Below are 24,163 nucleotides of genomic sequence, written 5' to 3'. Positions count from 1 at the left end.
AGGGGAGGTCATAAATGGACGACGTTATGGAAGATAGAATAGAGCAGCTTGTAGATTTTATTATGAAATGGTGCCTTTGGCAGTTTCATTCACGTTCCTGGGACAGAGAGAGACAAAATGAAGGGATCCTTACGAAAACCATGCAATTACTGTGTGACGAACCTGTTGATCTCAGCACGCCTTCAGATAGATGCTATTGGGTAGATGCTGTGTATCTGGCTAATGGTTTCAAAAAGAGGTACCCCTGGCTGGGCACGATGGAAAAAAAAGACATCAAGCTGCTTATGCAGGGGCTAAAAGACCGTATCGACTACTTAACTATTAACGGGTCACTTAATCAAGAACTCACTAACCCGCTCTATTGAGGAAAAGGAAATATTATGTCTTGTGAACTAAAAGAACGAGAACGTCCGGGAATTATCAACCCTATATTCACATGCCAGCCTTGCGGAGCACAGTATGCCAGTATAGGAATAAAGGACTGTATAGCAATTGTTCATGGAGGGCAGGGATGCGTAATGTTCGTACGTATGTTACTCGCACAGCATTTCAAGGATAGCTTCGAGATCGCATCCTCATCTCTACATGAGGACGGTGCAGTATTTGGAGCTCTCAATAGAGTTGAAGAGGCTGTCGATGTGCTCTTGATGAGGTACCCACATGTGAAGGTTATACCAATCATCACGACGTGCTCGACTGAAGTTATTGGAGATGATATTGACGGTCTTATTCGGAAACTAAACAAAAAGCTTCTGACAGAGAAATATGCAGATCGGGAGGTACACCTTATTCCTATCCATACTCCAAGTTTTAAAGGAAGTATGGTAACTGGCTATGATGTGGCGGTCCATGATATAGTAATGGAATTTGCCAAAAAAGATAAACCTAATGGAAAAATCAACCTGATCACCGGATGGGTCAATCCTGGAGATGTTACTGCACTCAAGCATCTTTTGTCAGTAATGGACATCGATGCAACAGTCCTTTTCGAAATCGAAAGCTTTGATTCTCCTTTGATGCCGGATAAAAGTGGAGTTGCCCATGGCAGTACAACGATAGAAGATCTGACCGGAACTGCAAATGCAACAGGAACAATTGCACTGAACAGATATGAAGGTGCAAAAGCCGCCAAATATCTTGAAAGCGAATTTGATGTTCCTGCAATCATAGGACCAACTCCGATAGGAATCCGTAATACTGATACTTTCCTGCAAAATTTGAAGAAAATGACAGGAAAACCAATTCCGGAATCACTTGTTCGCGAAAGAGGAATTGCAATCGATGCAATTACTGACCTTACTCACATGTTTTTCGCAGACAAGAAGGTTGCTATATACGGAAATCCAGACCTTGTCATTGGTCTTGCCGAATTCTGCCTCGATATGGAGATGAAACCTATGGTTCTTCTTCTTGGAGATGACAACAAAACTTATCCGGATGATCCACGCATCAAAGAATTGCAGGAAAAAGTCGATTTCGATATGGAAATTATTATGAATGCAGATATGTGGGAACTTGAAAGGAGGATCAAGGATAAGGAAGTTGAACTTGATTTGATTATGGGGCATTCCAAGGGTCGATGGACTGCTATCGATAACAACATCCCTATGGTACGTGTGGGTTTCCCCACTTTTGATCGTGCAGGGATGTACCGCCATCCAGTTGTTGGATATGAAGGCGCTATATGGCTTGCTGAACAGATGGCAAACACGCTCTTCACCGATATGGAATATAAGAAAGACAGGGAATGGATACTGAATGTATGGTAAGGCTTATTCGTTGAATAAAACCTTTGGACTCTCAAGCATGTGAGAGTCACTTGAGATTTTTTTGGGGTCTGCCAGTTCACAGTGTTACTGATTTCTGGCAGGATCAATTAACAGTAGACATAAACTCAAATGTGATGATGCATCCGATTGCAAAAGATAATCTTTCGCCCTCTTGCTCCTTTGCGAAACAAAAAATGCAGGGGTGCATCTACACTGCTTTTATTAGCTGTCTGTTTTTCTGTTATCTTTTTCTGTTATCTTACCTGTATGTTAAATTGTTGTAAAGTTAGAATCATTTTATTTAAGAAATACAACCCTTCGGAACTTATGTGACGGAGCAGAACGTTTCAGAGGAAAACAACTATTTTAGTTCTAATATAAATATACTCTAATTTCCAATCTGAATGGGGGAAATGTCTTGAAAATTGCAGTTGTGGAAGACAATAACAAAAAAACGAGTTCAATATTTGAAGCAGTATCAAGAGGCGTTTTTGGAGCTTTACCCCAAAGCGCCTTCTCTTTATGTAACCTGGCATATAATTATTTTATTTCCAAATTAAACAGGTTTTCGGACTCCACTGAGTTTTCTTTGGCTGTCATCCACTGCGGAGTTATTCGATAAACAGAAACAGGATTTTCATCAAGTGATGACCGATACTTCTCAACAAAAGTACCGGTTAAAGGGTTATTGTAATACCCTGGCATATATTTATTAACCAGCTTCCATAGGGCTTCAGCAGCTTCTTCCTTGTCACTCACCTTTTCAGCCTTTCCGAAAATCATTACGCTCATGTATGCAGTATCAGCATGGCAGGGAACCGGGTCGGTCACTGTACCATGTTCCTTATATATCGTGAAACAAACAGGCGGACACCGGGAAAGAATCTCTTCCTTTTTGCCTGATCCCATTCCATGTAAATAAACAGAACCTTTGTGCCATACATAGTTCATCGGGACAGCATAAGGGAAAATACCGTTTACCATCCCCAGTACACCGGTTCTTTCCTGTAAAAGAAATGATTCTATTTTCTCCTTATCTGTACATTTTCTCTGGGTATAACGAACCTGATCCATTAAAGAACACCCTATGCATATTTGTTCTAGTTGAGTAAGAAAGATATTAGCGACTTAGTCCTGCTGGCATATTAAAGGCAAATAAGCAATTTTCCGGTATATTCAGCGGATAAAAGATTTTTTGGAAAATATTTATTAAAGAATAATGACTTCTGCCAGGTATTTTCTCCAACGTCTACCTTCTATAAGAAGTTTTTAAAGTGATAATACCCGGCTTCTGCCAGTAGTCAGTTATTTTATTCTCTCGGCCAGACAATATATAGAGTAACATTCATATGGAGTAACTATTTTTGCGACCTTCCCTTGAAAAATTAATCCATAAGACCGTATCTTGCCACCATTTTCTCCAGTTGATCCATACTTAACGGTTTAGGGATCACAAACATTTCATTCTCAAGAATTTTTTTGGCGAGTTTTCCGTATTCTTTTGCCTGGTTGCATTCCGGGTCGAACTCTACCACTGTCTTTTTATTAAACTCCGCCTTTTGAACAATATTATCTCTTGGCACAAAGTGTATCAGCTGTGTTCCAAGTGCGGAAACAAATTCTTCCATCATTTCCAGCTCATTATCGACCTTACGGCTGTTACAAATTATTCCGCCCAATCTCACTCCACTCTGTTCTGCATACTTCAGCAGACCCTTACAGATGTTATTTGCTGCATAAGTCGCCATCATTTCTCCCGAAGCTACTATGTATACTTCCTGAGCTTTTCCTTCCCTAATTGGCATTGCAAATCCGCCGCAGACTACGTCTCCAAGCACATCAAAGTGAACAAAATCCAGGTCATCGGAATAGGCTCCCAGCTCCTCCATAAGATTAATCGCAGTGATGACCCCCCTGCCAGCACACCCAACGCCCGGTTCCGGACCCCCGGATTCAACACATCTGATTCCTTTGAAACCGGTGTTAACTACATTATCAACTGTTACGGCCTCCTCACCCAGCTCTCTGAGCGTATCCATTATTGTGGTCTGAGGCACACCCCCGAGTGCCAGACGAGTACAGTCTGCTTTGGGATCACACCCGTGGATGAAAACATTTTTTCCATGATAATATGCCATAGCTGCAGCAGTATTTTGTTGAGTGGTGGATTTTCCAATACCACCTTTCCCGTAAAAAGCGATTTTTCTTGTCAATTACAATCCTCCAATACTTTTTTACAAATCGGACCTTAAAACTCAGAATTTACACCTCTGAACACCGTATTCGGAATAACTGGCCGCCATACCGGACAGAATAAAAATACTTTTTCTGTAGATTTTGTATGCCTGCTCCAGTTACACACCTCCACATGTAGATCAGAATGTGTTATGTTTTATTGGACATAACCTATCTTTATATTAAGGAATACAGTTTCCTATTTCCTATCTAATAATATAAATAGATATCTATTGACAAATTAGAAGCGCCCCCAAATTAGGAAGAGAAAATAACCGGGAAGTAAAAAGCAATCCCAGAAAGGATAAACAGTATCAATAAACGTTTCAACAAAGAAATAATACTGAAAAAATTTGAATTCAAGGTAGAAATACAGATATGTTTATATAAACATAACTAATTACCTGAAGAGAAAAAATAACATAATTGAGAAGCCAGTGGGTTTATGGGACAGATGACACCGTTATGTTTAAGTACATAACGCTTAAACCCTCAAATCACAAACGTACAGCTGTTTTGGTTAAAAAACATACCCAACAGTACGTCACCATGTTTAAGAGAACAGAATTTCCCTCCCCAAAAAGTGTAATATTTTTTTACTTATATCCGGGCATATGCACATGGTTATGTATGAAAATACATAACGAATTGACCAAAAAATGGGATGTAGATTCCGTTTCTTGGAAAAAAGACCTGGAGAACAGAATAAATATAAAATTTATACTGTAAGGGAAAAAAGCGTATTAATAAAAATTCATTCCGGAAAAACTTGAGGCTAATAAGAAAGCTTGAAGATAGACAGCCATCCCCTGCCGTGCGGCTCAGGAGGAATCCGGCCGGTGCGGAACCGAAAAGTGTTAAGCAACGGAGACTAAAAAATGCAATGCAATATATGTGAAGTCAGGTGCGAAATCGGAGGATGTAGCATGGGCAGATGTGGAGCTTATGTGTGTACAGGCGACAATATTGCCCAGTGTCCCGGAATGGGGTACCTTGGGGCATATCCGACTTCAATAGAAGCAGTTCCTTTGCTTCATTATTATCCTTCAGGCAAATTCCTTCAGGTTTTCAGTACGGGCTGTAATTTCCAATGTTCCGGCTGCATGGCCAGGGTGCTGGCTTCAAGCAGACCCCTTAACCAGCTGGCCCTCACCCCATCTCAACTAGTGGAAAAAGCCCTGCAGCAGAATTGCCTTGGTGTGGTTTCCACAATGAATGAACCTGCTGCAAATTATTATCTCTTCAGGAACCTTGCGGTGCAGGCAAAAGAACGGGGTTTGCTCTCAGGCTGTTCAACCAATTGTTATTTCACAGAAGAAACTTTGGAAGAGCTTGGACAGCTTGTAGATTTCATGAACGTGGGAATTAAAGGATACTCTGACAGGAGCTACATGAATTGTGGAGTTCCTTCGTCAGCCCCGGTTTTCCGCAACCTTTCAAAGCTCTTCGACATGGGAGTACACGTCGAAACTTCAATCGTTTATTCCAGGGGAAATGAGGAAGAGATGATAAAAGTTGCAGAAGCAGTGGCTGAAATCTCCCCCACAATTCCCTTGCAGGTCATGAGATTTCTTCCTTTCGGCTATGCTCCTATGGAACTTGAACCTTCAATAGGAGAAGCGGAAAAACTGTGTTCTTCCCTGCGGAAGCATGTGGATTATGTCTACCTCTTCAATTCCCCGGGTACGGAATTATTGGACACTTATTGTTCCGAATGTGGCAGTCCGTTAATAGAGAGGGAATTCCAGGAATTTATGGGTTCCAGGTTTGTAAAGGTGAGTTCTAAGTGTGGTTGTGGTAACAGCATTCCGGTTAAAGGGACAACTGCCAATGAAAGTTTCATTGAGACGGGCTTGATGGACGGTCACAGATTAGTCCAGGCTTTCCGTATGGTCCACGCAGTGCTTACGTGCCTGGATATACGGGACGATAAGTTAGTGGATTTCTGGATGGATGATAAATTAATGGATGTCTGGAGGGAAGTTTCCGATACCAGAACCCTCATGCACATACATAAAATGACACAGCAGCCACATTCTTATCTGGATTTCATAGAACTTATCGCTAAAAAAGCCAACGTACCAAAAAAAGGAGGAAAACTTATCTCTTTCATTCGCAGTCGCCTTGAAATTGTCCAGAATATTGCAGCAGAAGATAACGGTTGTAAAGCTTATTATTGCATGGGTTCTCCCCTCTTTGCCCTGAACGCCGAGAGGATGGAGAACAACCTGGTAACGTTTTCCGGAGGTGTTAGTATTAATAAACAGCTTCAAAAGAGAGGTAAACCGGGTGTGAATGTTTCTCCTTCATTTATCAATGAGCACAATCCGGAAGCTATTTTCATATCCGGTTTCCTTTCTCGTCCCCTCAATGAGTTTTATGACCTGTGCCAGAAATATGGAATAAATGCAGATGCAGTAAAGCATCGGCAGATTTATGCCGTCCCACCTACCTGGGATTTTGGGAATCCTCGCTGGATACTGGGTCTTTTATATATAACTGACAAGCTACATCCCGGAAAACTTGAAATTGACCTGAAAAAGGAGGCAGATGAATTTTACATGAAGTTTTACGGTATGCGGTTTAAGGAAGCCACTCCTAACAGGTCTTTTCATAGGCCCTCTTCTGGTATCTGGCCTCGGCACACGATAAGGCATACTCGTGTCTGATTACATCTAGAGTATTACAGTAAAATCAAAGTTGTAGTGGCGCACCCCGTAGTGACTGGGTATGTTCACGCTGTCGCAAACGATTATATTCCTTTGATTGTAGAATTAACACTCTACAGGATTGTATGCGAATAGAGCAGATCGTTGCACCGGTGATTTGAACCGGGATTCATTGTAACATATGAGGAAGACGGAGGGGAATGGAAAGTCCTGAGCCGTTTTGAAAATAAAGTTTGCAACGCGAAAGGCATGGCTGCGGTACGCATTGAAGGCAGAGGGTAGAAAACTGCTATTAAAAATGACAGGAATGCGGTTGAACTGAAAAATCATATGTATTAAGCCTTCAACAGTCTAAGAGCCTATCCGAAAAGTCAATAACTGCATGTTGTAAAAGTTGTAAGGTCTATAGGATTAGGGCATCCATTCCGTTTTTGCATACCGCATATTGTAAAAGTTATAGCAGGCGACCACTTTTCGGATAAGCTCTAAATCACGTTTTTGACATCAATATCTATCGTTCATTATTTAGTCTTTTAAGTATGTAAGTCCAGACTAATTTATTTTCGTGTAATTATTTGATGAATTTTCTATATTGATGAAGTTCCTATATTGATGAAGTTCCTATATTGATGAAGTTCCTCTATTTAATAAAAATTTTCATTTCTAATCCATGTTTCTCTATATAATATATTACTTGAACTCTAATAGTTAATTGTGAGTTTTTAAAGTCGTTTCGGTGATTTAATAGTCGGATTTGAGTGTAATATAGTCGTACTCGGTTTGTTTCTGACTGAACTATTTCACTAAAAAATGTAAAATTATAACTTAAGTTATAGTAACTAAATTTGATACGGGGGTAAAAAGTATGAGTAAATATAAAGGAACAAAGGCACTATCCCTATTTGTAGGGATGTTACTTTGTGTAGCATTAACAGGGAATGCACTTGCTGCATGGAATATACCAGAGGATATGCAGCAGAATTGGGAAAACATAGATTGGGACGAAATTATAGGAAACGCAACTGATGGGAATACGACAGGAAATTCAACAAATAGTTCTGTTTCTTCTTCAGATCTTGAGAATATTTCTGAGATAATCAATCTCATGAATAATAAATTAAATTCAACAAATGGTCCTGTTTCTCCTTCAAATTTTGTGGATTTTTCTAAGTTGACCGATCTCATAAATAATTCAATACCTGAAAATGCAACCGTAACTAATGAAACTAATGGAACCTGATGTAATTAAAAAATAATAAATAGTTTGTAAAATTACAAGATGGACTACGGATCAAATCCGGCAAAGGATCAAATCCGGCAAAAATACACAGGACTTACGTACTTGAGAAAGGGCACTGAAATTAAAAACTGTCTCCAGATGTTTCAGTTAAAATTGATTGGTTTTCCAACTGCGTAAGTCCCATACTTTTAAACTGAAACAAATAAGATCAAGACTCTCTGGTTAATCTTCAACAACTCGCATAGAGCTTTCATATCTGATTGAAGGTAGCTTCCTTTATCCCTTATGAAAATAGTACAAGCTTCACAAATGTGGGATTAACCAGTTCGGTTTTATTAAAATTTGTTTTCTTGATTGTGAATCCAACAGACTAATTTTCTTTGGCTATCATTCCCTGTGGCGTTATCCGATAAACCGAAACTGCATTCCCATCAAGTGAAGATTTATACCTCTCAATAAAGGTGCTGCTTAAGGGGTTACTGTAGTACTTCGGCATATATTTGTCAACCAGTTTCTGGAGGACTTCAGCAGCTTCTTCCCTGTCACTCATCTTTTCAGCTTTTCCAAAAATCATTACGCTCATGTATGAAGTATCAACATGGCAGGGAACCGGATCTGTCACTGTACCCTGTTCCCTATATATTGTGAAACAAACAGGTGGATTTTGGGAAAGAAGATCTTCTTTTTTACCCGAACCCATGCCATGAAAATAAACAGAACCGTTGTGCCATACATAGTTCATCGGAACAACATATGGAAAAATAACACTTGTGGGGCGTTTTTTTAGCTGATCCATGCTTAGTGATTTTGGATCATAAACATATCATTTTCAAGAATTTTCCTGGCAAGTTTTCCGTGCTCACGCACCTGGTTGCATTCAGGATCGTACACTACAACCGTTTTTTTATTGAACTCCGCTTTTTGAAAAATATTGTTGTGTGGCACAAGATGAATTAGTTGTCTTCCATGGAAAAGATACGCGCATATTCAGTGATAATGTTTGTAGAGTATTCGAGTTCCCATAAATAATAAGGTATTTATATGATTACTAGGAAATAGGTAACCGTTTTCCTATGTTATAAAAAGCGTGAAAATTCGAAAAATGCCACAAAAACGCAGGAATTATTAAATAAGCATGTCCAATAGCGTTTTTCAATTTCTCATAAGATAGGACATCGATTTACATTATGTTCATCATAACATAACGACTATATACTCAAAAGTTTGTCAGGTATTTCTATGGGTGGAAAAATAGGTATAATATTGATATTTTATTTTCTGGTTCTAGTTGTTGCATTCGGTGGATGTGCAGAAAATTCAGATCAACAGGCCGTTCCGAACTCAAGCACTGTGCAGATCACCGATATGCTGGGCAGGCAGTTAACCGTACCTGCGGAAATATCTTCGACTATAGGCACTTCTTCGCCTTCCACTATCCTTGTGTATATGCTCGCCCCGGATAAACTTGCGGGCTGGAACTCCAAACAAAATCTCACCCAACCCTGCATGGATGAAAATTACTCAAATCTGCCTGTAATAGGAAACTGGTTAGGATCAAAAACCGGAAATTATGAAACCATTATTGAAATGCATCCTGACATTGTTATTGAAAGCACCTCCACGGACGGTCAAGTCAATGAAGCCATAGAACGCAGGCAGGAAAGTCTCGGCAGCATCCCGGTGGTGGCTATTAATGATTCTATTCTCTTTGTGACGCAATCCGACCCCACTATCGAATATACGGGCAAGCTGCTTGACTGTGAAGCCAGGGCAGAGAAACTGATCGAGTTCCGCAGTTCAATCCTCAACGAGATCAACAGCACTGTTAAAGATACTCCCGATGATGAAAAAGTACGGGTTTACTATGCCGAAGGCCCGAAAGGCCTGATGACCGACCCTTCAGGTTCCCCCCACTCCCAGCTCATTGATATCTGCGGGGGCCTCAACGTTGCCGACTGCCCCCTCAAATCAGGAAGCGGCATGACCCAGGTTTCAATAGAACAGGTCATGGACTGGAACCCCGAGGTAATCATCACTTCCAATCCGCAGTTCTACGCATCCGTATATTCTGACTCCCTATGGGAAAATGTGGATGCTGTCCGGAACAAACGGGTATACCTTGCCCCTCAGAATCCTTTCTGCTGGATCGATAGGCCCCAGGGTCCTCACCTCATAATAGGGACTGCCTGGACTGCAAAAATGCTGTATCCGGACCTTTTTGCAGATATGGACCTCTCCGGGCTGACCCGTGAGTTCTATTCGGAATTCTTCCACTACGAGCTTACGGATAAAGAACTGGATATGCTCCTTAACCCTGCAGCAGAGGCCTGAACATGAGCGAGAAGGGAAAATTTCCGGTTTTGACCTAGGATACCGGGTTCTTTGGATCCTTATATACCGGAACTCATGTAGAAACCGACGCTATCGGAAATATCCATTGCGGCAGCAGATTCCATAATACCATGTCCGACAAACGAGGTCTTCAGGTCAGGAGGTTGCATAGTAATGGAATTTTTTTTGCGAAATAAAAAAGAATTTGAGATATCTGTACTGACACTTCTGGCGATAGTACTTATCTTAACATTTTTCATTTCTGTATATATAGGAAGATACACGATTACCCCAAGCCAGCTAATAATGGCAGTGGCAGGCAAAATTACAAATGTTGATTACACTTTGCCTGATACGGCTGACACGATTCTGTTCAAGGTTAGACTGCCAAGGATAATTGCCGCGATCCTTATCGGTGCCAATCTGGCTACTGCAGGAGCCGCGTATCAGGGAATGTTTAAAAATCCAATGGTATCTCCGGACATCCTGGGAGCGTCACATGGAGCTGGATTTGGAGCAGCAGTAGCAATATTACTTTCATCTGGAACTGCCGGCATACAGATGTCTTCATTATTATTCGGACTCGGAGCCGTTCTACTCAGCTACACCATCAGTAAAATTGTCGGGCATGGAGATAATGCGACCCTAACAATGGTTTTGACCGGAATGGTTGTTTCGACAATGTTCTCCGCATTTATCTCAATGACGAAATATGTTGCCGATACGGACGAAAAGCTACCTGCCATAACGTTCTGGCTAATGGGAAGTCTGGCATCGATAACAAGAAAAGATGTCCTCATTTTGTTGATCCCGACCGTATTGGGCATGATCCCCCTATTATTATTAAGATGGAAACTGAACGTTTTAGCCTTCGGGGATGAAGAGGCACAGGCGATGGGAGTGGATACGAAAAAAGTGAGGTCAATAATTATTTTTTCTTCCACGCTACTTGTCGCATCATCCGTTTCGATAAGCGGCATGATTGGCTGGATAGGGCTTATCGTTCCTCATATCGCAAGGCAGTTTGTCGGACCCAATTACAAACACCTTCTTTTCGCATCCATGCTTGTGGGCGGTTCGTTTCTGTTGATTGTTGATGACGTTGCACGAAACGCTTTCTCGGCAGAGATACCGCTGGGAATATTAACAGCACTTTTAGGAGCGCCGTTTTTTCTGTATCTTCTACTAAAAGAAAGGAGGAAAGCAAAATGGAACTGAAAGTTGTCAATGCCAGTTGTGGTTATGGGAAAAAAACAATTATCAGCAATATTTCCATGAAAATCAAATCCGGGGAAATTATGTGCCTTCTGGGTCCGAACGGTGTGGGGAAAACAACCCTGTTCAAAACTATTTTGGGCCTTCTGGAACTTCAAAGCGGTGACATTCTCCTGGACGGGAAAAACGTGAAGAAATGGTCAAAAAAAGACTTTGCAAAGGTAATAGGGTATGTCCCGCAGGCCCATACTCCCCCATTTCCGTTTACCGTTTTAGAGGTTGTGCTTATGGGACGAACGCCATACTTGGGCGCCTGTGCGTCCCCGACAAAAAAAGACACTGCAGTTGCGGAAGAGAATCTGGATTTGTTGGGAATTACATACCTGAAGGATAAAGTGTATACGGATATCAGCGGGGGGGAAAGGCAGATGGTCCTTATTGCAAGAGCCCTTACCCAACAACCAAAAATTTTGTTTATGGACGAACCCACTTCAAACCTCGATTACGGCAATCAGGTCAGGGTCCTGGAAAGAATAGTTGCTCTGGCAAAGACGGGCCTGGGTGTGATAATGACATCACATTCTCCGGATCACGCTTTTCTCTGCTCGACAAAAGTAGCGCTTTTACAAAGAAACGGGCTCTTTGAAATTGGAGCTGCTCACGAAATAGTAACCGAAAACAACCTGCGCTCCACATATGGAGTGGACATAATGGTTGCAAGTGTTACTGGCAAAAATGGCAATTCAATTAAAACCTGTATTCCGATGTTGAGCTGATGTTCAATTTATGCCACACAGGAGAACTGCAAACTACGATTATCAATAATCATCATGGAGAAATTTAGTATGAAAGCAATAAAAATAACGTTAGTTCTGCTTATTTTGCTGTCCGGACTGCTGATAAGCGGATGTTTACAGCAAGCAAATGATGTGGTAGAAACATCAGCCGAAACACCTACCGTAAAAAGCACTGTGCAGGGAACCGCTGCGGAGGCGGAAACCAGAACCATAACGGATATGGACGGAGTGGTGTGGACAATTCCAAAGGAAGTAAAAAGCGTAGCAGCAAACGGAGCTGGAAATCAGATCGTGTTTATGGTCGGAGGCGCTGACAAACTGGTCGGAACAGCTTCTGTCGTTCAACAGAATGAAATGTTCGTAAAGATATATCCCCGAATTACTGAAGTAGAAACTATCTTTGTTACAGGCCAGGATGTCAACTTTGAAGAATTGGTCAAATTAGATCCGGATGTTATCATCGGAAATCTTGATGATGCCGAAGAATACGGACTTGTTGATCTGGACATAAGAAACCAGAGTCCGGAAGACATCAAAACAGAGGTTTTGCTTGTAGGCGACCTGTTTGGAGAAGAAGAATATAAAAAAGCTGAGGAATTCTGCAATTATTATGACGGGAATTTAAATTATGTTACGGAAAGAACAAAAAACCTTACTGATGAAGAAAAAGTAAAAGTATTCGTTGCCGGAGCGGATATTCTTTCCACTGAGGGGATCGGTTCGATCACTACCTCATGGATTGAAAATGCCGGAGGAATAAATGTTGCGGCCGAAGCCGGAGTCAAAGAACGCGGCACTATCTCCATGGAAGATCTGATTGCGCAGAATCCCGATATCATAATAACAAGGGACAGCAAGACCAGGGAGGAACTGCTGACAAACGATCAGTATCAGGATATCTCCGCGGTTAAAACCGGGAAGATATATGTCAATCCAAAAGGCGTTTACCTGTGGGGAGTAAGAAGCGCAGAAACAGCGCTGCAAACACTTTGGTCGGCAAAAATGATCCATCCCGAACTATTCGAAGACCTGGATATGAATGAAGAGACAAGAAAGTTTTATTCGACATTCTATTATTATGAATTGAGTGAGGAGGAACTCGACTCGATATTAAACCCCCAATGAAGGAGTTAATTATGTACTCTGCCTTCGCAGAGGTTTTCGAAAAACCGATGCCTTCAATCGTGAATAATCTTCATACGAGATTATCAAATTAGTCGGTAAAAAGAATACGAAAATCAAAATTATCACACCGAACTAAGGAAGCTAATTAAGAAGGTATAAACCCTCTTAATTAATTTCTCAAAAATTTTTCATCCGGTTGGGACCCCGGATATTTTCAGTATATTGAGTCAGGATTTAATAGCTGTGGAAACTCAATATCTGTATTCCACTGTGAAAGTAATTTTTTTCGACCCATCCGATGGCACGGTTACTTCCCATTCGACAGTGTAAGCATCCGTCTTTTCAGAACTATCGGAACTTGTGATAATTTCCCAGTCACCATAGAAATGTTCCACAATCCTGACTGTCTGGGCTTCGGACTTATGGTTCTTTAATTCAATTTCATAACTTTGCCGCCGGACATCATTGCTTACCTTGTCATAGTCGGTCTGGGTTCTGGTGGCAGTAACATCAAAGGAATTTCCGACAACAACTTTGACATCCTCGTCTTTAGGGGTGTGGTCTATACTGTCCTCTCCGAGGAACTGGAGCTGCCCGTCGGAATCGCTTTTGTAGACCCTCATAACTCCGGCGGGGAGAGGCATTCCGAGACCCTTTTCCTTTGAATTCTCGAGGTTCAGGACTGCCTGGACATTCTCGCTTTTTGAAACGTCAAAGATAAGTTCCTTTTCCACGGGCACGGAATCCGCAGAGAGCAGGGAAATCTGCTTGACCTGGTTATTTTTCAGGGTAGCCGGTCTTTCAAGGGTATAAAGGTGGTACTCAAAGAGGGTTTCTTCAACAAAGCCCCCGCCTCCATCAGAGGACATCGGTACTGCTTCATCAACTGCATAATCATAGCTTGTTTTCGATACAGCTGTACGATGGACTTCCCCTGCAACGAGCTTCAATCGGGCATTCTCATAGGTGGTTCCTGCCCCGTTGTCAATACTGACCCAGCCCTGGATATCAGCTTTTGTATCGTCCGCATTCGTCTTTACGATGTAGTCCGCATTCCAGTTCATACCGCTAGTAAGATAAGAAGTGAGGACATCCCGGCTGCCTGCCACAGGGGAATAAACCTGCCAGACCAGGGTCGGCTTTGTAAGCAGCCCTGCAGAGTCAGGAAACTCGAATTTGGAGACTTCGGAAAGGCTTACAACATTTCCGTCGCTTAACTGGAGCACAACTCCTCCGTCATGGCTGAGAAGCGTGCCCGTATAGGTCTCCCCTTCCTTTTCAGTTGCAGTGATTTCCTTTCCCAGGAATTTATCCAGCAGCTTGTAACTGCTTACCAGGTCATACTCATAGTTTTGTTCAAGCACTGCAGTGTTTTTATTTTTTGTATCCTCAAACATGACCGAGGTAGGGTCAATGAGAGCCGCAACATCCGTATACTCAACGCTGTTGACCCCTGTCTTCAAGTTGAGTGACCTGCGTTCTTTCACGAGGGCAAGATTATCATTGTAAACCGTAACCTCGGTGGCAGCATCGGTAACTGCGGCTCCGGCGGTAAGAAATTCCAGAGGATTTGAAGGTTCTACCTTTGTGATTACACTGGAAGAAGACTCAATTCCATTCACAGCTATTTCCTGCTCATCAGCCTGAACCGTTTCTTCGGTAGAGTCGGGATAAGCAAATGCTGCGGCGGTGGCCATAACCCCTACAAAAAGCAGAGCAAGCCATAGATAACTTTTGTTCGTCCTCATAACAGAAAATAGATCACTGTTTTATTTATATGTGACTTTAACTGCGGATTCACTCGAAGTTATCCTTCTTCTTCTCAGATATTTCGAAGCCAGAAGATGTCAGAAGATGCTGTAAAAATAGATAGTCCTCAAAAATTAAAGAAAATATCCGGTGGTCCACAGTTATAATAATATAGACCAAGACAGAATATAGAAATTAAGATAGATGCGGAGACAAATGTTAAGATAGTTGCTAAAATGGTGCTATAACGATACCAGAATAGATACCAGCTACTTCCCACAAAACTAAAGGACTCGTTTTCATGAAAACTATTGAAACTCTTAAAGTAAAAAACCGGATCAAAAACTCAAGTTTTATCTCCGGGCTTATATTTCTTCTATTTTTTGCTGTAACCTTACTGCCAGTTTCAGCCTCCGGAATCGAGGCGAGCAGGGAGCTTTCTGCAGGAACGGTTTATGCAGGTGAAACCTTTACAGTAACCGTGCATATAGAAGCAACCCAGCGCATCGAAGCCCCTACTCTTGATGAAAACCTTCCCGCCGGATGGGATGTAACCGTAATTGAAAATGAAGGGGCTACGTTCCAGAATTCCGATACTTTCAAAGCGTCTACCCTGGAATGGATCTGGGTCGAGAGCCTTTCAGCAGGCGGGGAAAAAAACGTAGTCTACAGGGTTACAGTGCCGTCAAATCCTGAACCCGGAAATTTCACGGTCTCAGGCAATGTTTCAGCGTATTCTATCTCTGCCGTGCCTGTTACGGGAGCTTCGGAAATAATAGTCACATACCCTCCTCCAGAAGCCGAATTTACCGCAAGCCCCCTCTCCGGCACCACTCCCCTTACAGTCCAGTTCACGGACCTGAGTACAAATAACCCGGATTCCTGGAAATGGGATCTCAACGGAAACGGAAGCATCGATTCTACAGAGAAAAATCCGGCATGGACTTATGAAAACCCGGGCACTTACACAATCACCCTCACAGCAAGCAACAGTACCTACGGAAACGATACCGAGACAAAAACAGGTTATATCACAGTCACTGAAGAAGCCTCGACTTCCGGAGGAAGCAGTAGCAAAAGCAGTGGGAGCAGCGGAGGGGGAGGGGGAGGCGGAGGAGGTGGATCTCCTGAATCAAGCCGAAACGTAGAGCTTAAAGAGGTTTCAAATGAGCAGGTCTTCAAAGGAATCCACACCTGCTACACCTTCCAAGGGGAAACAAACGAGATCGTTAGTATTGAGTTTGACCCGAAAAAGAACTTCGGGAAAACAACCACAATTGTAGAGATGCTGAAGAACACATCCTCAATAGTGAAAGAACCTGCCCCCGGAACCGTTTACAAGAACCTGAATATCTGGGTCGGAAACAGTGGCTTTTCAAGTTCCGATAACCTTGAAAACGCCCGGATAAACTTCAGGGTAAAAAAGACCTGGCTTTCCGAAAACCGCATAATTGAAAACACAATAACCCTGTACCGGTACATCGATGACACCTGGAACACCCTTCCCACAAGCCTGACCGGAGAAGACCAGGATTACTTCTACTTTAGCTCAGAAACCCCGGGATTTTCTCCGTTTGCGATCGCGGGTCCTGAACAAGATACCCAGATAATAGAGATAACTCCGATTAGAAACGAAGAAAGTAATATCATGAGTACAGGAGAGAGATCGACAGAAGATGAAGAAAAACTTGCCTCAGATAACGAAAAAACTGATGAGGATTCTCCCGGACCCGGGATTTTTTTTGCAGCAGCCGGGCTTCTGGCATCGTATGCAGCCCTGAAGAAAAGGAAAATAAAATAAAGTTCTCAAGGCCTGGGAAGGTTCGGAGAAACCTTCCTTTCTATCTACTACTTTTTTCTTCTCCATTCTTAATTTTGGGTAATTTCGATTTAGTTTTTAGGAAAGCCTTTACAGTTCTCTTTTTACTAAAAAGACCTGAACCAATTAAGCGGTACACTGGGCTGGTATGGAATAACGGAAAGCAGTCTTAGTTCTCGATGCCCCATTGATTGCAGATCCGCCTGAATAACGGGTTGGTTGTTTCCTTCTCGTTGTTGGCTAAGCACGATATGTTCGAATATCACAGGAACTCAGCCCACCAACAACCATATCGAGAAAATGGTCGACGTCCTCTTTTTTTGTGGCAGGCTCGTAATAGCCTGCCGTAAGAGTCAGTACCTCATTATATGTTGAAGCCCCGAGCATAAAGGCAGGAGCATGGAAGGCTGGAGTGACCATGTAAACGTCTTCAGCTGCCGTTTCTCCAAAAAAGAGCGGAGTTGGGCTGATTACCCCTAAATTGGTGAGCATAGGGGTAGACTTTCCGCTTACCAGAGATGTTTGCCACTCTTTTTGAACCGTTTTCAGGACTTCCCGAAAATTCATTCCACTCATTAATTCGCAGGCAAGAGCACTTTGTATACCTGGAAAGTTAATTTTAATTTTTTTCATGGCGAGTACAACCCTTTCCAGTGTGGAAGTAAAGGGTTCGCACTTTATCCTGGGCAGTCTCAAACTCTCGATCCCGGATAAGTTGGAGATGGATATATTTTCTTCTTCTGGCAAATAACGGCGTAAGTCCACGGTAAACTGGATTTCCATTGGAGCATAAAGTTCAGGTTCTATCATGTCAAATAGCGCTCGAAAATAAGCTGTCAGGATAATATCGTTTATTGTTTCTCCGTGAGCCCTTGCATAGGCCGCAATGTTCCGAAAATTTACGGAAGGGATTCGAGTTACAGAGAATTGCATCGATTCCTGCTCTGCAGATCGTTTCCAGGGAAAAGCCCATGTAGGCTCCGCTCCCACAGGAATAAAAGAAGATTTGAGCTCAGTTATTCCCCGGGCTTCAAGCACAGCACTCTGATCTCTTTTTCCCTGCACATTCGGTTCAGGTTCAAAAGAAGGATCTCTACAAAGCTTAGTATATAAGCCAGCCAGCAGTTTAAGGTATTCTCTGGCGCTCCTGCCATCGCAACAGGCATGGTTGAGCTTGATGCACAGGGTGTCTTCCTGACAGTAGCGTAGCAGGAGCGCCAGTATCTGCGGGTCACGGTCCGTATTCAAAGGTTCAAGCAGAAACTTCATAACCGAATCTTCTCTGTCCTTCGTCTCTTCCAGCCTGCACCAGGAAATTTTTTCCGGATCAAAAAGGCGCTGCCAGAATGGGCTGTTTTCCTTTTCTACAAAAAAGCAGCCCAGAACAGGCTCAGCATCAATAGAGAGTCTTACAGCCCGGGCCAGTTTCGCCTCATCCAGCTTATCTTTAAAATGTATTACAGCCTGAAGATTATGATTTGAGATCCCATAACGAGCCGCATAATTAAACATGTCCTGCGATGTGGCGGGCATCGTTTGGGGAATATTTTGAGACTTTATTTCCGAACAGACCTTTTCACCTATACCCACACTTTTCAAGCCAGGTAAGGGACCGGATCCATTCCCCTTTTGGTTCCCTTGAGGTTCCAACGACCAGCCGCTTCATATCTCCGACTTCTTCGACCACCCCGCTGGCTTCTATTATCTCTCCTGGGAGGGCCTGACCTGCATAGGTATGGGTGTAGGAGAGCACATGGTCAATTTCGTCATGCTCCACTTTGTAGTAGGCAGGGCTGTCAAAGGCAAAGTCAGCGTTTGTGACCTCGGCTTCTATTTTCATTTTGACCGTATCTTTTCCCCGCAGGAGAGGGGCTTTAATCTGGTCCCATTCCCGCACGAAGAGGAGGTCGAAATAAGTGCCTTCGACCATGCCTCGGTTGCCTTTCCTGGACTCGTGGCGCATGAATTCATCAAAAGAAATCTCAGGGATTCTTTTCCTGTAGATCCTCTGCCACATCGCCTCATCGATCTCTTCGATAGGGCCCTCCTGCTGTTTTGCAATGGCTATGGCATCCCTTGCCCTGAACCACATGGGACCGTAGACAACAAAATCAACATCAGAACTCTCATTCTGCAGGCCTGCAAGCATAGAACCCGTAACCCCCATACTTGTCCTGGGAATTCCGGCAACATCAAGCACCTTTACGATCGCCCTTACCCGGCTGTCGGAATTTACAAGCTTGGGAATAACTTCAGAGGGGTGCAGCACCTTTTTTACTTCGGATTCAGGGACAACATGCACGTCCTGGACCCACTCGGGCCTGTTTTGTTTCATGAATTCGAAAGCAGGGCCGAAATCGTATTTTTTGTACCTTTTCCCGTTTAACTCCCTTTCCCCGGTTTCATCCGGAACGTAGCGGAGTGTGGCTCTGATTCCATCACTACGGAAGTAGTCCGAAACCGCAAAAAGCCAGTCATCTTTTGTAAGAAGAAAATCTCTCAGGCGTGTTTTGAGCATTTGTACCATCCCTGTAAATATGAAGAGTACTTGTGTCTACTGAAACTTAACTGCTGCAGATTATCGTTCAGTTAAGAACACTTTTAATTTCAATTAAGAGCACTGTTTTTAAGTTAGAATACTGTTGATTTCAATCAAAAACACTATTAATGTAGCTAAGAACACTTTATAATAACATTACAATGACTTCATAATGACAGTAATAACGTACTTAAAAAGACAGGTTAATACCCTTTAACTGCCAATCCTTTAACTGCCGTTATTTTAAAATTAGCAGCAGGATAAAATGTATTGTGCCATTAATGTATTTAACTGTCAGTGTTTTGATTCCGGATTCATGGGGAAGAAAATGTAGTAATGCATACCTGGACTAATATATACATGGATCAATATATACGGAAGAAGTAAAAAGAAAAATATCGAATATATCGAAAATAAACAGAAGAAACCGCATATGCAGAAAATCCGAGGTAATACGTTTGAGAGAGGACCCGAGCACAGAAACGTTTGAAACCTGGATTATCCGGCTGAGGCGAGAATTTCACCGATACCCGGAACTCAGTTTCGAAGAATATGAAACCCAGAAACGAATCCTGAAAATCCTTGAAGAACTGGGGATAGAAGCCAGGAAGATTGCGGACACAGGCGTGCTTGCAAGCATCAGGGGCACGAGACCCGGGCCCTGCATTGCCCTGAGGACGGATACTGACGGCCTGCAGGTGCAAGAAGGGCTCACAGAGAGAAACGGGGACTATATTTCCAGAAACGACGGGGTAATGCATGCCTGCGGGCATGACGGGCATATGGCAATGCTTTTTGGGGCTGCAAGACTCTTTGTAGAAAATCGGGACTTTCCTGGAGAAGTCCGCCTGATCTTCCAGCCTGCAGAAGAGATCCCTCCGGGTGGTTCGGAGAGAGTTATTGCCGAAGGAGGGCTAAAAGGCGTGGATGCGGTTATGGGCATGCACATTTTTACTAACCACGAATCCGGAAGCGTGGGTTTCCGTCCTGGACCCTTTATGGCAAGCACGAACCGTTTTGAAATCGCCTTTAAGGGAAAAGGAGGCCATATTTCAAAACCCGAAAGCTGCATTGACCCTGTCCGGATGGAAACGGACTTCATAAGCAGCGTGTACCCGGCCCTTGAAAAAAAACTTGAACCTGATAAGTATGTCCTGGGAGTAGGCAGGATTCGGGGGGGAGCCCAGTTCAACAGGACCCCTGACAGGGTAGAGATCCTCGGAAGCTACCGGACATTTGACAGCAGGACAACGGAAATTATCGACCTGACAATAAAAGAGTGTCTTGAGAAGATAAAGGAAAGATACGTAAAACCCGGAGAAGAGTTTGAAGGGCTTCCGGATTACGAACTTGACATCCTGCACGGGTATCCGGTCCTGGTAAATGACCCGGTTTTCACAGATGCGGTTAACTTAAAACTACAGGAAAGTTTCCCTGAGCTCACAACCTATCCGGAGCTTGTAAAAACCTTTGCTGCCGAAGATTTCGCAAGCTATCTGCAAGTAGTGCCAGGCATCTTTATTTCCCTTGGTACCCGGAACCGGGAAAAAAGGATCCTGGAGATAAACCATTCAAGCACATTCGATATTGATGAAAAAATCCTGCGTACGGGCACTGAAATTTTCTATACCGTTTCCCTGGATTTCCTGAAGCACCCCGAAAAATACCTCAGCCCTCAATCGAAGGAGAAAACAAATGATAATCCGGAGCTATGAAGAATCCAGAAAGAAAGAAGTCCGTGACGTCGTTCTGGAAGTCCTGCTGGAACACGGTTTCGCGTATGACAGGCTTAAAGATTCAGACCTTAATGACATCAACGGCTACTATTTTGCAAAAGGAGGAACCTTTTTTGTAGGCCTGGCCGACGGCAGGGTGGTGGGTACGGCAGGAGTGCGCAAACTTGAGGGTAACCGCTGTGAAATCAGGCGCATCTACCTCAAAAAGGGCTTCAGGGGCAAAGGGAACGGAAAAAAGCTTTTTCTGGCAGCCCTGGATTTCGCCGAAAAAAACTGTTCAGGCGTCGTGCTCAAAACCGATTCGACCCTTAAAAAAGCAATAGGTATGTATCTCAAGCACGGCTTCACTTTTTTAAAAGAAGAAAAAGGGTACCTGTACTATGAGAAACAGTTTTAAAAAAACTTTTCTGATAACGCAGGTTTAAAAAAACTGTTTTATTTTCCCGGCAAGCCGCAAACCCCTCCTTCCCTTTTCTCAAGGGCTTGCAGATATTCAAGAACGGCAAGCACGAAAGCTGAATGGGACCAGGCAAGAGGGAGAACGGAAAGGGGCCTGCCTCTATCGTCCACCTGTTCTGACATGAGACCTGTCGGATGAGTATGAGCCGCGCACCATTCCAGAAGTTCAAGGGCTCTTTCCAGGTTTCCGATTGCAGAGTACCACTGGGACAGCCAGAGAGTACAGATTATCCAGCTGTTCATGTAGCCGTAGTAACTGTCATGGAGATATCTGGCGATTCCGCCCGAGGGGCGCAGTAATTCACGCTCAATTGCTTCCATTGTCCGAACAACCCTGGGATCATCTGGGGGAAGGACCCCAAAGTACCAGACTGCAAATAAGGAGGAATCAAGGGTTGCTTCTTCCAGGGAACGCCGGAAACGTTTGAGTTTATTGTCATAAAGCCTCTTAATAATTGACTCTTTTACCCGATCCGCAGCCCTTTTCCAGATGTCTGCATTGCCGTAATCTCCAAGGGATCGAGCGAGTTCACAGGCGCCCCTGAGCCCTGCATAGACCGTGCAGGCACTGTATGTATGCACACCTTTTCGCTCTTCCCAGAGATCAAAACTGGGGATAGGAAGGCCTGTATCCTTTTCAATTGCTTTTGTCAGGTAATTCGCTGCAGGAATTACAAGGCATCTATAATACCTGCCTGTAGTCCATACACTCCTTGCAATCTCCCAGTTGCTGTAGAGGGCATAGAGGGGAAGCCCTGTTTCATCAATCTGAATCATGGGTACAGGATGCCAGGTGCTCCCGAAGTCTCCTGCAGGCGTATATTTGTGAAGGAAGTTACCCCTGGGAGTTATGGTTTTTGAAAAGAATTCAAATGTCTCGGCACTTAGATGGTGATACCGTGCTCGGTCGAGAGCCAGGCAGACCCAGGCAGCATCTCTGGGCCAGCAGTATGTATAGAGGTCTGCTCCAAACTGCTTAATATCCGAATCGCAGGACGCGATCACCGAACCCTTGATATCCATATGTGCTACAGCCGTGAGGAGACTTCTATAGAAGCATTTTACAACCTTTTCCGGAAGCTGTGGCATCCAGGCGTATTCGGGAAGCACGGATACCCGTTCGATAAAAGAGTGCCAGAAGTTGAAATTGTAGTGGAAAAGGTCCCTTTTTCCTGATTCTTTTACCCTCTTATGGACTTTAAGTACACTGCAGTAATTCTTCCCGAAAACGATCCAGTAATGAACCTTTGTTGCTTCCCCCGGTTTTAGTTCGGGCAAGGTCCATCCCAGGGTGGAATCCACAGAGCCGTGCGCCACGGGGTTTCCACTCAGGTTAGCATCAATTTCCATGTCTTTCCAGGTACCTTCAAGCCCTTTCCACTCTGCGGTTCCTACAGCATGCTGGTCAAAAACAGGTTCGCTTGCGTGCAGGAAATAGCGATTGCGTTTGTAATGGATAAGGGCATGCTTGTCAATTACAGCAGTTTCTCCTATCTTATGTTCAAGGATCCTGTAGTTCTGGTTGGAAAAAAGGCGGAGGCGCCTTGAGGAATTGGAGATATTCCTGACTTCAAATGTCCTGCAGAAAATATTCACAGATGGATGGACAGTCTCCCATACAGTGACTCTGAGTCCCAGCTCCGAGTTCTCAAAAACAGTTTCCCCGATATTTGAGACTGATCTTTTGCAGGCTTCAGGTATTCCTTCAATGCTTTTATCCTTTGCATAACCTTCCCCGGCTTTGGCTTCGTCATGATCTCCTGAGCTTTCAAGAATCCTGCTGCAGAACTCCTCCCCAAACTCTGATTTATACCGCTGCCGGATTTTCCAGTTTTCAAGCCAGCTGCAGTAAAGGGTATCAAGGTCACATACACCTACCTTTATCGAGTTCCCGTGGTTCTCAAGACCTACATATGGGAAATAAAGATCCCTTATAGTCCCTTTCTCATCTTCACAAATCAGGATTTTTCCATTCCCGAAAATCAACGGCCTAATCCCGGACACCTCCGACTCTGTATTTATATCTTATTTTGTATTTTAGTTTGTAATTTCGAATGATATTCTGCACTTCAAATTATATTCACAATTTCAAGCTAGATTCCATGGGTTCAAGTTACATTATGAACTTTTCTTTGATTAAGTAATATCATAAGTAAGCAATGCAAACGTGATATGGTTATCAACGGAAGTTTGAAAAATACATTTTTTTGTCTAAGTTGACCATTAAGTTAGGATCGATTTTCAAACTTAAGTTCCTATAAGAATTGAATATATTGCTAAATCATTTAAGGGAAAGAAAGGTCAGGAAGAATAATTACTTTAGCTATAAAATTGTTTTCTCCAGGAGTAACAGTATGAAAAAGAAGGAATTGATAATCAGAGAGCAGAAGAAATATACAGTTAATGTTCACGATTGTGTTAAGCATTATTGGATCAACCTGTTGAAATGAATTTAATTTCTTACTAAGGATATATACAAA

At 43.1% G+C, this 24,163-nt stretch carries 18 protein-coding genes and 1 pseudogene; 11 read left to right on the top strand and 8 right to left on the bottom strand.

Features of this window, described 5'->3' with window-relative positions; translation table 11 throughout:
• Positions 1-14 precede the first annotated feature (14 nt).
• Positions 15-365 (top strand): Fe-only nitrogenase subunit delta, encoded by a 351-nt coding sequence (gene anfG / locus MSSIT_RS15445; RefSeq protein WP_048173471.1) that lies wholly within the window; start codon positions 15-17, stop codon positions 363-365.
• 15 nt (positions 366-380) lie between these two features.
• Positions 381-1,769, top strand: a complete 1,389-nt coding sequence (gene anfK / locus MSSIT_RS15440) for a Fe-only nitrogenase subunit beta (protein WP_048173470.1) — start codon at positions 381-383, stop codon at positions 1,767-1,769.
• A gap of 540 nt (positions 1,770-2,309) precedes the next feature.
• On the opposite strand, the gene MSSIT_RS15435 is transcribed toward anfK, so the two are convergent.
• Positions 2,310-2,843 (bottom strand): pyridoxamine 5'-phosphate oxidase family protein, encoded by a 534-nt coding sequence (locus MSSIT_RS15435; protein ID WP_048173469.1) that lies wholly within the window; start codon positions 2,841-2,843, stop codon positions 2,310-2,312.
• A 311-nt stretch (positions 2,844-3,154) separates the two neighbouring features.
• Positions 3,155-3,982, bottom strand: a complete 828-nt coding sequence (gene nifH / locus MSSIT_RS15430) for a nitrogenase iron protein (protein ID WP_048173468.1) — start codon at positions 3,980-3,982, stop codon at positions 3,155-3,157.
• Positions 3,983-4,882: 900 nt separating this feature from the next.
• Here nifH (MSSIT_RS15430) and MSSIT_RS15420 point away from each other — a divergent pair.
• The gene (locus MSSIT_RS15420; protein ID WP_048173466.1) at positions 4,883-6,673 is read left to right on the top strand and encodes a radical SAM protein; all 1,791 of its coding nucleotides are present in this window, start codon (positions 4,883-4,885) and stop codon (positions 6,671-6,673) included.
• Positions 6,674-7,538: 865 nt separating this feature from the next.
• Positions 7,539-7,913, top strand: coding sequence for a hypothetical protein (locus MSSIT_RS15415; protein ID WP_048173465.1), 375 nt, complete (start codon positions 7,539-7,541; stop codon positions 7,911-7,913).
• Between the two features lie 370 nt (positions 7,914-8,283).
• Here the strand turns inward: MSSIT_RS15415 and MSSIT_RS15410 are convergent, their stop codons facing one another.
• Together MSSIT_RS15410 and nifH (MSSIT_RS24280) are read right to left on the bottom strand one after the other, a co-directional pair.
• Positions 8,284-8,709 carry a pyridoxamine 5'-phosphate oxidase family protein gene (locus MSSIT_RS15410; RefSeq protein ID WP_048173464.1) on the bottom strand — a complete coding sequence of 142 codons (426 nt, stop codon included), beginning with the start codon at positions 8,707-8,709 and terminating at the stop codon, positions 8,284-8,286.
• Positions 8,692-8,879 (bottom strand): annotated as a pseudogene (nifH, locus tag MSSIT_RS24280) (nitrogenase reductase); the annotation flags it as partial. The gene MSSIT_RS15410 and the pseudogene nifH (MSSIT_RS24280), both read right to left, overlap by 18 nt.
• 384 nt (positions 8,880-9,263) lie before the next feature.
• On the opposite strand from nifH (MSSIT_RS24280), the gene MSSIT_RS15405 reads away from it, so the two are divergent.
• The 4 genes from MSSIT_RS15405 to MSSIT_RS15390 all read left to right on the top strand — a co-directional run bounded on the left by MSSIT_RS15405 (position 9,264) and on the right by MSSIT_RS15390 (position 13,381).
• A complete protein-coding gene (locus MSSIT_RS15405; protein WP_231589889.1) occupies positions 9,264-10,244 on the top strand; it encodes an iron ABC transporter substrate-binding protein in 981 nt (326 codons plus the stop codon).
• Positions 10,245-10,418: 174 nt separating this feature from the next.
• Positions 10,419-11,462, top strand: coding sequence for a FecCD family ABC transporter permease (locus MSSIT_RS15400; protein WP_048173462.1), 1,044 nt, complete (start codon positions 10,419-10,421; stop codon positions 11,460-11,462).
• Entirely contained in the window at positions 11,453-12,235 is a 783-nt protein-coding gene (locus MSSIT_RS15395) for an ABC transporter ATP-binding protein (protein ID WP_048173461.1), read from the top strand. The genes MSSIT_RS15400 and MSSIT_RS15395 overlap by 10 nt, the downstream gene beginning before the upstream one ends.
• A gap of 69 nt (positions 12,236-12,304) precedes the next feature.
• A complete protein-coding gene (locus tag MSSIT_RS15390; protein WP_052721685.1) occupies positions 12,305-13,381 on the top strand; it encodes an ABC transporter substrate-binding protein in 1,077 nt (358 codons plus the stop codon).
• 251 nt (positions 13,382-13,632) lie between these two features.
• Here MSSIT_RS15390 and MSSIT_RS15385 read toward each other — a convergent pair whose 3' ends face one another.
• On the bottom strand, positions 13,633-15,129 hold the full coding sequence (locus tag MSSIT_RS15385; RefSeq protein ID WP_048173459.1) for a DUF4139 domain-containing protein: 1,497 nt from the start codon (positions 15,127-15,129) through the stop codon (positions 13,633-13,635).
• Between the two features lie 302 nt (positions 15,130-15,431).
• Between MSSIT_RS15385 and MSSIT_RS15380 the strand changes: the two genes are divergently transcribed.
• Positions 15,432-16,931 carry a PGF-pre-PGF domain-containing protein gene (locus MSSIT_RS15380; protein WP_048173458.1) on the top strand — a complete coding sequence of 500 codons (1,500 nt, stop codon included), beginning with the start codon at positions 15,432-15,434 and terminating at the stop codon, positions 16,929-16,931.
• Positions 16,932-17,189: 258 nt separating this feature from the next.
• On the opposite strand, the gene MSSIT_RS15375 is transcribed toward MSSIT_RS15380, so the two are convergent.
• Positions 17,190-18,482 carry a condensation domain-containing protein gene (locus MSSIT_RS15375; RefSeq protein WP_156158876.1) on the bottom strand — a complete coding sequence of 431 codons (1,293 nt, stop codon included), beginning with the start codon at positions 18,480-18,482 and terminating at the stop codon, positions 17,190-17,192.
• 43 nt (positions 18,483-18,525) lie between these two features.
• Positions 18,526-19,467, bottom strand: coding sequence for a nucleotidyltransferase domain-containing protein (locus MSSIT_RS15370; RefSeq protein WP_048173457.1), 942 nt, complete (start codon positions 19,465-19,467; stop codon positions 18,526-18,528).
• Positions 19,468-19,946: 479 nt separating this feature from the next.
• Here MSSIT_RS15370 and MSSIT_RS15365 point away from each other — a divergent pair, with 479 nt between their 5' ends.
• Together MSSIT_RS15365 and MSSIT_RS15360 are read left to right on the top strand one after the other, a co-directional pair.
• Positions 19,947-21,203, top strand: a complete 1,257-nt coding sequence (locus MSSIT_RS15365; RefSeq protein ID WP_048173456.1) for a M20 metallopeptidase family protein — start codon at positions 19,947-19,949, stop codon at positions 21,201-21,203.
• Positions 21,184-21,621, top strand: coding sequence for a GNAT family N-acetyltransferase (locus MSSIT_RS15360; RefSeq protein ID WP_048173455.1), 438 nt, complete (start codon positions 21,184-21,186; stop codon positions 21,619-21,621). The genes MSSIT_RS15365 and MSSIT_RS15360 overlap by 20 nt, the downstream gene beginning before the upstream one ends.
• 38 nt (positions 21,622-21,659) lie before the next feature.
• Here MSSIT_RS15360 and MSSIT_RS15355 read toward each other — a convergent pair whose 3' ends face one another.
• Positions 21,660-23,687, bottom strand: a complete 2,028-nt coding sequence (locus MSSIT_RS15355) for a glycoside hydrolase family 15 protein (RefSeq protein WP_082089035.1) — start codon at positions 23,685-23,687, stop codon at positions 21,660-21,662.
• Between the last annotated feature and the right edge of the window lie 476 nt (positions 23,688-24,163).

The sequence above is a fragment of the Methanosarcina siciliae T4/M genome (genome assembly GCF_000970085.1).
Taxonomy (GTDB): domain Archaea; phylum Halobacteriota; class Methanosarcinia; order Methanosarcinales; family Methanosarcinaceae; genus Methanosarcina; species Methanosarcina siciliae.
Note: the sequence above shows the minus strand (reverse complement) of the source record. Positions and strands in the feature narration are given on the sequence as shown.